Source organism: Nostoc sp. UHCC 0252 (assembly GCF_034931145.1).
Taxonomy (GTDB): Bacteria; Cyanobacteriota; Cyanobacteriia; order Cyanobacteriales; family Nostocaceae; genus Nostoc.
On sequence record NZ_JAYGHE010000040.1, the window covers coordinates 19,875 to 27,515 of the forward strand.

The 7,641-nt window shown below is 43.1% G+C and carries 6 protein-coding genes; 3 read left to right on the forward strand and 3 right to left on the reverse strand.

What is annotated here, in order from left to right:
- Positions 1-236 precede the first annotated feature (236 nt).
- On the forward strand, positions 237-1,997 hold the full coding sequence (gene hmpF / locus VB732_RS20890; protein ID WP_323232819.1) for a pilus motility taxis protein HmpF: 1,761 nt from the start codon (positions 237-239) through the stop codon (positions 1,995-1,997).
- 105 nt (positions 1,998-2,102) lie between these two features.
- Here hmpF and VB732_RS20895 read toward each other — a convergent pair whose 3' ends face one another.
- The 3 genes from VB732_RS20895 to tilS form a co-directional block, all read right to left on the reverse strand.
- Positions 2,103-2,504 (reverse strand): hypothetical protein, encoded by a 402-nt coding sequence (locus VB732_RS20895; protein ID WP_323232820.1) that lies wholly within the window; start codon positions 2,502-2,504, stop codon positions 2,103-2,105.
- Positions 2,488-2,802: a type II toxin-antitoxin system HigB family toxin gene (locus VB732_RS20900; protein WP_323232821.1), complete on the reverse strand. Its 315-nt coding sequence runs from the start codon at positions 2,800-2,802 to the stop codon at positions 2,488-2,490. Before VB732_RS20900 ends, VB732_RS20895 begins: the two co-directional genes overlap by 17 nt.
- Positions 2,803-2,918: 116 nt before the next feature.
- Entirely contained in the window at positions 2,919-3,911 is a 993-nt protein-coding gene (tilS, locus tag VB732_RS20905) for a tRNA lysidine(34) synthetase TilS (protein ID WP_323232822.1), read from the reverse strand.
- A gap of 282 nt (positions 3,912-4,193) precedes the next feature.
- Between tilS and VB732_RS20910 the strand changes: the two genes are divergently transcribed.
- Entirely contained in the window at positions 4,194-4,520 is a 327-nt protein-coding gene (locus VB732_RS20910; protein WP_323232823.1) for a hypothetical protein, read from the forward strand.
- Positions 4,521-7,641 (forward strand): tetratricopeptide repeat protein (locus VB732_RS20915; protein ID WP_323232824.1); only part of this gene is annotated, 3,121 nt, incomplete at its 3' end.

The following is a 7,641-nucleotide window of genomic DNA, read 5'->3' on the forward strand; positions in this document are numbered from 1 at the left end:
TCGTCATACACTTTGACAAAGCTAGTGTTAACACGGAAGTCATCATCACTATCATCAGTACAAAATATAAAGGCGCGAGCAACTCGCTTTTATAAGTATCAAGACGCAACGTATCGCGTCTATAGTTTTGTCTGTCTTGTTTCCCTAAACTTGGGTTCAGTGAGACAAGTTAACAGAATTATTTAAGGTATATCCCAAAACACGAACTTTAAGTGCATCAATAAAGGACTAACGGTGTGCTGTATTTAGCAGAAGTACAAAAACAGAAAGGTGGTTTACTCAGTGGCGGTGGTAAAACCGAACTGAAATTGTTAGCTTGTCAGCGAACTGACCAGAATTGGAATACTGTGTCGGAAGAAGTGATTGCTGCTGAGGACGCAAGCAAATTAAATGATGGCGCTTTGGTATTGGTCGAACTGAATCCAAATCGTCAAGTGCAGCGAATTCAAGAAGCAGGACGGCCACTAGTCAACATTTTGCAGAATTTTTCCCGCCAATTGGAGAAATTTAAGCTTAAGGAAGATGAGATTGATCAGTGGAAACAGTCGCTAACGTTTCAGGCGCAAGAGTTGAATCGCCGTGAGATGGACATGGAAGTACGCTCAGAACAGTTGCAAAATATGGAAGATGAGTTGCAACAACTGGAGCAGCAAAAACAAGAAGTTGACACATCCCGCCAGGAAATTGAACGGTTACAAACGGAAGTTGAACGCAACCGCCTAGAATTGGAAGGCGCTTGGGAACATTTGCGGGGTGAGCAGCGCCGCCTAGAGGAACATCAGGCGGATTTTAAACAAGGGATGGTTTTGGATGAAGAGCAAAGTCGAGTAATGAGTGAGTTACTCGATCGCTTGTCTAGTCGTGTTGCTCCCACGGAAACAGTCAGAGAAAACCTGCATCAGGCTTTTGAATTGGTGGAAAAGCAGCAAGCGACTCTTACCCCCCATTGGCAAAAACTGGAAGAGCAAAAAACTGCGATCGCACAGCAGCAAGAAGAAGTTGAGCGTATATCGCAAACATTTAGCGATCGCCAAAATGCATTGCAAGAAGCACAAAATATTTTAGTTCAGCAAACAGCCCAATTGCAGATAAATACAGCAGATTTCACCAACAAGCAAGAGTATGCTCGGATAATCAAAGAGCAGCTACGGAACGCCGAAGAGTTATATCAACAAATTCACTCTTTAGCTGCAACGTCTGGTGATGTAGTTCTCGGCCAGCAAGCGAATGTGGAAGCTTTAGATAAAATGTCTTTAGAAGAACTACAAAAGATAGTCCAAGACTTGCAGCATAAGCTAGAAATAGATGCTAGCTTTGTTCACGATCAAGAACAAGAACTGAAATATAAACAAGAAGCTATAGAAGAACTACAAAATAAATTAAGTCAAGCATCTGACCAGGATCACATCAATTTGGAACTGGAATTAACTGATGAAAAAGACCTCTATCAGATGCTAAACTCCAGTTTGGTGGGACAACGCCGCAATATGTTACAGCATCAGAAGTTCCTTAAACAACACCAAGCTGTATTGCTACGGCGACAAGGACATCCTGTTGCTGAGGAAGAAGAGGGTAATAAAGTTAATTTAGAACCAGTTCTGTTACAAATAGAAACCCAGCGACAACAATATTCGCAAGAAATCCAAAAGCTGGAACGTGAAATTGATCAGATCCGTTCTGGTATTGAGCTAAATCAGGGAATGATTGACAATCAAACTCACGATTTGGATGAAAAGCGCCAAGAACTGAAAGCGATCGAAGAAAATTTGCTATCTCTACGAAGAACAACTGCTGAATGCTGTGGTCGAGTGGATCTTTATCAAGAAGCACTCCAACCAATTCAGGATTCTCTTGATGGCTTACGGCATAAGCTGCAAGGAATTGCAGAATCTTTGGATCAATTCCAGGAAACTGGTGATTATCAAGTTCAAGCGATCGCTCAGTTGCGCCAAACTCTCCAGAGTTTAATGCCTCAGCCAGAATTACTCGCGTCTTAACAAGTTAGGAGTGATGAGTTATGAATTAAAAAAATTCCTAACTCATAACTTTTAACTATTTCTATTTTTTTCATGCTAAAGCCCAACTACGAACTATGAGCTTAGTTATTCCATAAATAAACTAGATTCTACATGAAAAAACTCTCCTAGCTTACACGCTTGTTCTATATTTATCTTCTGTTGTCCATTTAAAATATTATTAACCAAATCTTCCGTCCCTAAAACCGCTACTAAATCATCTCTACTTCTGTCAGATTCCTCTAAAAGAAATAACAACATAGATATAGGGTTCTTTTGTTGAATTAGCTGATAATATTCTTGTTCAAACTTCTCAATTAAAGTTATTAATAACTGATAAAATTCGTCTTCTTCTGGGGTGCGTTCCCGGTGCATTAAATCTTCTACTATCTCTAAAGCTTGCTCATTTTGAACTTCACTTTTTATCAGCTTGGGAAGATAGGCTGTTAATAATTCCTTGTATTTTTCTGAATTAAAAGTAAGGGTCATCTTTCCAGTTCTCCTTATCATATTCCGCATGGATGAGGATATATTTAATATAAATTAACTGCCCTTGATAATCTATACTAACAATCAAGCGATATTTATTTCCTTTAATATTGAAAACTGTAAAATTACCAACAGCTTCAGCTTTAGGAAAAACTTGCTGTACTTCAACTAAATTTGACCATTTCGCTTTAGTAGCAACTTTATACCAATTGCTTACAGCGCTTCCGGCTATTATGCAATACAGTTTTTCTCCTTGCCCTCTCCTATCAAAGCTTTTAGATTTGAGGATGTACCTCATAGCTGCCGTAAGTGCTGTAATGCTTCCTGACAATCTGAATGGTTTTCTGCATATTCTCTTAAGATTCTGAAACTAATAATGTGCATCGTCTCTGATGACAAAAAGACTTTAAATAACTATTTCAAATAAATCCAGTCACCTTGTACTTGAGCGATCGCACCACCAGGAAATGGATCGGTTTGCGATCGGTTCGGCGCTGTAATCAAAGCCGTTAATTTCTCGATGTGTTCAAAACTTGCTGCATCAGTAAGTATTTGCTGTAATACCTGACGCATAACCCGACGTTGCAATGCCAATGGCGCTTTCTGCAATACCCGACGATTTAAGCGTAAGGGAAGAAGAGTAAGGGAATCTTGTTCATCCCCAATTCCCAATGCCCTATTCCGCAACTCCTGGGCAGCTTTTTCGAGATATTCCACTTCTGCTTGGAGAAGTTCTGCTGTTTGGGCTAAGGCTGATTCTACTTGAGGGTTAAAATTTTCTTGCAAATATGGCAATAACTGTTGGCGAATGCGGTTGCGGGCATATTGCAAATCTTGATTGGTGGAATCTTCCCAAATTGGCAATTTAAATTCTTGACAAAATTGCTCTGTTTGTGTGCGAGTAATTTCTAACAGTGGACGCACTAGCATAATGCCTGTATTTAGGGAGCGTTGCCAAGTTAGGGCTTGTAAACCATCTGCACCAGTACCGCGAATTAAATTGTAGAGAAGAGTTTCGGCGCGATCGCTAGCTGTGTGTCCTGTAACTATATATTGATAATTATTTGTTTGCGCGATCGCACTTAAAGCTTGATAGCGCCAATCGCGTGCAGCAGCTTCACTATTTATAGGTTCGTTCGCTGTTTCTAAATAAAAGGATATACCCCAAGTTTTAGCTAAGTTTTCGACGTGATGAGCATTAGCTTCGGAGTCAGAACGCCAGCGATGATCGCAGTGAGCGACACCTAAATCCCATCCCCATTTGGATTGTAAATCTAAAAGTAATTTTATTAAACACAGAGAATCTTGTCCGCCGGAGACAGCGACTAATAGCCGTTGGTTGCGCTCAAATAAGTGGCGCGATCGGATTGTGCGATGGATTTTCGCGTGTAGAGGAGTCCATGCCATTTTAGAGTTTTTGGATTTGACTGTTTGGGATTACCGAGATAAGCGCGAGAAGCGATCGCCAGATAATCTAAAATGCTAATAGCGTTTCAAATCTTAACTTTTTTTCAACGCAAAGGTACGCGGAGGTTAACGCAAAGGTACGCGGAGGTTTTCTAAAGATAATTAGGTGCATCTTCATAGAGAATTGGTATAACGTATTTTAGACAATTGGTACAACACTTTGTAATTCTCTCTGCGCCTCTGTGTGAGATAAAAATACTATATAAATTCGCAGCTAACCTTATGGCACAAATTCAAATCGGAATCGAAGGTGAAGGCGCACCAGCAGCAGCCGAAGCATTGCTAGAAATTCCCGGAATATCGGGAAGCTATGAAGTTCCGACGCAAAAAGAGGGAACTTTGGCGGCGATCGCAACTATTATTACCATTGTGGGTGGTGTTGCGGCTTTAGCTGAACAAATCCGCAAATGGTATCAAGAATGGCATAAATCTCATCCAGGGAAGCAATTTGATGTGGTAATTCTTGACCCTGTTACTGGAAACAGGATTTTACTCGAAGAAGCTACCATAGAGGAAATCACGGAAATCCTCAAATCTATCAGCAAATAAGTGCAAACTATCCGCATTCAACTTCGGGAAAGTACGCAGGAAATAGTTGAACTCAGGTATTGGCTACCTCAAATAAAGCACTATGAATCACGTCGCCTGAAATTAGCAGAAATTGCTGATTTCCTCCAGCAGGGTGAGCGCGATTACTATAAACTGCTGCCCAATTTACCAGGAATCGGGCAGCAGTTATTTTTTTGGTTGGATGGGGATGGACGCTGGCTGAGTCGGGGAATTGCTAACTGTCGCGGTGAGGGGTTGGTAATTGCCATTGATACCGATCAAAAATTGGCACATCTACCTTGGGAAGTGCTGCATGATGGTGAGGATTTTTTGGTGAAGCGGGTTAATCCAGTGGTGTTACCTCTGCGCTGGATTGAGAAAGAAACGGAAGCGTTTTCTGTGGAAGCACGACAATTGCGAGTATTGTTTATGGCAACCGACCCGGAAGATGTGCAACCCAAGTTAGAGTTTGAACAGGAAGAGGCGAGAATTCTGGCAGATACGCGAGATTTTGCTGTAGATTTGCGGGTGGAAGAAAGCGGTTGCGTTAGCGAGTTGGGTAAGGTGTGGAGTCGCTATTTTAGTGGCTATTTTAATGGCTTTGATGTGTTTCACCTCACAGGACACGCCTCTATTAAAGATGAAGCACCTTACACGCCTTACTTTATCACTGAGACGGAAATTGGCGATCGCCACGAAACCACAGCCGCAGAACTGGCGGAAGTCTTTCGGTTTCGCTTTCCCAAATTGGTGTTTTTGTCTGGGTGTCGGACTGGACAAGCACCAGATAAAGGGGCTGTGCCTTCAATGGCTGAGGCACTTATTGCACAGGGGGCTAGGGCGGTTTTAAGTTGGGGGCGGTCTGTGGAAGATCGGACAGCTACAGCCGCCGCCGCGCACCTCTACGGGAAATTGGCGGCTGGATATGAATTAGCTGAAGCACTCGCTAGCACTTACCAGCAGTTGTTTAAACAGAAAGTGCGTGACTGGCATTTGTTGCGGTTATATGTCCAGGGAGAATGTCCCGGTGCGTTGGTGGAAGTGTTGGGAGATGTGCCACCCTCTGCGCCGGAACCTGCTTATGAACAATTTTTAGATCCCGATACCCAACAGGTGCGGGTGGCGAAACCCTCTGAGTTTGTTGGGAGACGGCGGACTTTGCAACGTTGTCTCAAAGCAGTTCGCACTTCATTAGGGGTACTAATTCACGGACTGGGGGGTGTGGGTAAGAGTACTGTGACGGCGCGACTTCTGGAAAGGATGGTTGGCTATCACAGGCTGGTGAACTTTCGGCAACTGGATGAGGACAAACTGCTCAAAACCCTTGCTGAACAATGTACCTCGGAACGGGGGCATGATATTCTCAATGGCAAGTTACCCTTGATGCAGCGCCTCACCAAGTTTTTCACAGAAGGACTGAATACCAAAGAACAGCGCTTTGCCTTTGTGCTGGATGACTTTGAGGCTAATTTGGATTTACGAAATGGGGTTTATGTCTTGCAACCTCAAGTTGTGGATGTCCTGCTGGCGTTGCTGAAGGCGATGCAAAATTCCCAACTTCCCCACAAGGTAATTATTACCTGTCGCTACAATTTCACATTGTCGGAACTGAATCATCGTTTGTGCCGCGAACCTCTGGGGGCTTTGGGTGGGGCAGATTTAATTAAAAAGTATAATCGTCTGGATTCGTTTAATGGCACTTTGGTGATTGATGCAGAATTGCAGAAACTCGCCAAAAAAGCAGCAGATGGAAATCCTCGGCTGTTGGAATGGTTAAATCAAATTCTTTCTGAAAATATTACAGATAATCTCGCCACAATCTTAAAGAAGATGGAAGTGGCAGAAGAAAAATTCCGCGAGAACATTTTGGCTGAAGAATTGCTCAAGCAGCAAACTCCAGCTTTGCGTCTTATGCTGGGGAAGTTGTTGGTGTATGAGTTACCTGTTCCTCAAGCTGCTATTTCCCCGATTTGTGAGGATATCTCAAGTTGGGAAAGTCATATTCAACGCGCTGAAATTTTGGGTTTGTTGGAAGTTACCCTCACCAACAACACAGAGAGGTTGTATCGTGTTACCCGGATTTTGTCACCGTTGCTAGAGTTTCCAGAAAACCCCAAGGGTGAAGAGTTGTATAAACAAGCTGCACAAATTTTGTATCGTTTGTGGTGGGAAGAGGCCAAAAGTTCTACGGAGGCGCAAAAGTTAGAAATTCATCGCTTGGCGTTGCTGGGTAAGGATGGAGAAATTGCGGGGAAAATAGCCTTCTCTCTGGCACGCAACTGGAAAAATCAAAGCCGTTTTTGGGAAGCAGTGCAACTGTGCAAATCTACCTTAGAACTCACTTCAGACTACCGCGTTTTACATGAAATAGCTCGCTCTCAAGAAGTACTTGGTGAAGTTGAACAAGCACAGCAGTATTATCAGCAAGCGCTTGAATTTTGTTTGGAAACAGACGAAACAGAAAAAGCTGCAATAATTCATAACCTAGCAGGTATCTACGCTAACAAAGGGGGAGTCGATGAAGCGATCGCACTCTACAATCAGTCTTTGGAAATAAATGAACGCATTGGTTATGTCCAAGGCAAAGCGGCGACGTTGCATGAACTGGGACGTATCTACGCCGACAAAGGGGAAGTGGATCAAGCGATCGCACTCTACAATCAGTCTTTGGAAATAACAGAACGCATTGGAGATGTCCAAGGCAAAGCCTCGACGTTGCACGATTTGGGATATATCTACGCCAACAAAGGGGAAGTGGATCAAGCGATCGCACTCTACAATCAGTCTTTGGAAATAACAGAACGCATTAGAGATGTCCAAACCAAAGCGGCGACGTTGCACTGTCTGGGAATAATCTACGCAAACAAAGGGGAAGTGGAACAAGCAATTGCACTCTACAATCAGTCCTTGGAAATAACAGAACGTATTGGAGATAGCCGAATCAAAGCGGCGACGTTGCGCCGACTAGGAATGATCTACGCCAACAAAGGGGAAGTGGAACAAGCAATTGCACTCTACAATCAGTCCTTGGGAATAACAGAACGCATTAGAGATTTCCGAGGCAAAGCATCGGCGTTGCACCGACTAAAAATGATCTACGTTGACAAAGGGGAAGTGGAAT

Excerpts from the sequence above, each read along its gene's own strand:
- VB732_RS20895 (WP_323232820.1), bottom strand. The coding sequence starts at position 2,504 with ATGACCCTTACTTTTAATTCAGAAAAATACAAGGAATTATTAACAGCC.
- VB732_RS20900 (WP_323232821.1), bottom strand. The coding sequence starts at position 2,802 with ATGAGGTACATCCTCAAATCTAAAAGCTTTGATAGGAGAGGGCAAGGA.
- tilS (WP_323232822.1), bottom strand. The coding sequence starts at position 3,911 with ATGGCATGGACTCCTCTACACGCGAAAATCCATCGCACAATCCGATCG.
- VB732_RS20910 (WP_323232823.1), top strand. The coding sequence starts at position 4,194 with ATGGCACAAATTCAAATCGGAATCGAAGGTGAAGGCGCACCAGCAGCA.